We start from the raw sequence: 2,090 nt of genomic DNA on the forward strand, positions 1-2,090 counted from the left end.
GCCTTCCACTTCGGTCAGCTCCAGCGTGTAGGAGGAACTCCAGGAAGTGGCACGCATCGTCACCGCATTGTCCTCGATTACCGCTGCGGTCAATCGGTCCACGTATATCCCGTAGGAATAGACCTCTGAAATTGTATTATTGATTAATTCTAGCCCTGTACCTCTAAAACTACTGGAGGTACCACCTCTATAATAAATCCCATTTGAACCGCTTACAATTGTATTTCCTAAAAATCTGACCCCAGAAGATGATGTTGGCTGAAAGACGACATTTCCTCTATCAAAATTAGCTGTGGAAGTATCGGGAGACTCTAGCACACATTGCTCAATCGTAATATTTTCGATATCGCCTTGCGCATGGAGAGTTCTGGCATAAGAGGTACCTAAAGCTAGTACTTTTAGGTTTTTCAAAGCAAAGTGACTACCTCCGTCAAAACGAACCACATAATTATCACTTGTACCAGTAGCTGCATATTGAATTATCACATCCTCCGAATTTCCAGATTGACTTTCAAATGTAATTGTGTTAGTCTCCGATGCTCCAGAAATAGCACCTAATAAGATTTGCTCCGTGTAGATTCCAGACTGAACTTCAAAAGTAACCGGACCAGAAATCCCATTGGTTGTCAAAGCCGTCACTGCATCGGAAAAAGTAAAATAATCTCCGGATGCTCCTATCGAGTAAGTACCAGAAAGCTGCTGAGAGTAGGTTTGACCAGAAAGCAAGAAAAGTGAAAGCCCAAAGAATAAAAGCGATTGAAAGACTTTTCTGATCAATTGGAGGTGTAAAACTGATTTCATAAAGATTAGATTTTGATCCTTTGATTCCAGTCTAACTGAAATCACTCCTAAAAATCCAAATCTTATATCAAAGAGAATATCACAGCTGTATCAAATGATAACACTCCTGTAACAAGGCTCTTTTCCATTAAACCCGCATTATGCATTAGCAATTATATTACGGGCGTTAATTGCTTAAAATCAGTAACTACGTTGCTGCTTTCGACTTCACCATAGCTGTGCTATGCCTCAGTCTCCAAGCAGCCTTATTTTATTGCAATTACCGCCCTCTTAACGAAACCTAATGCAAAATCGGGGTAAAAAAACTTTTATAAACAGTCTTATAAAAAGGACTAAAGAGAAAATTTTTAAAATTTTACTAAAAATGAAAGTGACAGAAAACTAATTCAAGCCCGATTATTATAGAATAGGTTTTACCAGGATATTATTTTCCTTTCAAAATTCTAAACCAATCTATTATCTGATTCTTCTCAATTATGCCTGTTGTTGTATTTTTTTGCTCAAAAAAACCGATAGACTTTAACTGTGTTCAGTACAGGGGAACATAAGACCGAAGCTTCCGGATTCTGATCCTTTTAGCAGACAATAAGCCGTATTTTTTTGTTACTGGTAAGAAAGCGGATATACATATATTTTTTAAATTCATATAAGTAAAAAACCATGGGACTCTCTTGTATGAAGTTCACCAATTCTGATTTTTCAATCCGAACTGAATGAAATTTGACCCGAAATCTATCTTCAAATATTAATTCATATACCATGCTTGTGTCTTGAAACTTTTCCTTCAAAAATCCGCGGTGTCCTTCATGATAAAACACCCTTATCCGCTCATTTGAATTGATTTCATCAAAGTTTACTTTCAAACGCTCCATACTACTCAGTAAAAAAATAGAGCCAATTTCCCCAGCTCCATCTAATACCTCTACATTGACTTGCTTTGAAGAATCATACCTATGCCTGAAATCAGACTCTATCGAACTTACACCTATCAACTCATGCTGACCTCCTATCAATTGATTTCTCAAAAAATCACCCACATCCAAGGGAAAAAATAAACTAAGCTCCTCATTAGTCAAAGGAATCGTTTGAGCAAGGTGATCCCTAATTTCGGTCAATGAGGTAGAATCCATTTCTCCCAAAACATTTCCAGCATCCTTTGATACTTTTGTACTACACTGAAAAAACAAGATAAATAAGAGTGGGGAGTAGCTTTTAATCGGCTCTAGATGATTTATAGTGGGTAACTGGAAACTGATTTAGGGAAAGTATCTATTTTAGTTTCATGAACA

1 protein-coding gene and 1 pseudogene are annotated in these 2,090 nt (G+C 37.1%); both read right to left on the reverse strand.

The genetic code is table 11. From position 1 onward, the window contains the following. A pseudogene (locus tag BLQ57_RS20685) lies at positions 1-801 on the reverse strand (hypothetical protein); the annotation flags it as partial. A 575-nt stretch (positions 802-1,376) separates the two neighbouring features. Then, positions 1,377-1,931, reverse strand: coding sequence for a hypothetical protein (locus tag BLQ57_RS20690; protein ID WP_139162859.1), 555 nt, complete (start codon positions 1,929-1,931; stop codon positions 1,377-1,379). Positions 1,932-2,090: the final 159 nt, after the last annotated feature.

Origin of the sequence: Algoriphagus faecimaris, assembly GCF_900101705.1 — a bacterium.
Classification (GTDB): domain Bacteria; phylum Bacteroidota; class Bacteroidia; order Cytophagales; family Cyclobacteriaceae; genus Algoriphagus; species Algoriphagus faecimaris.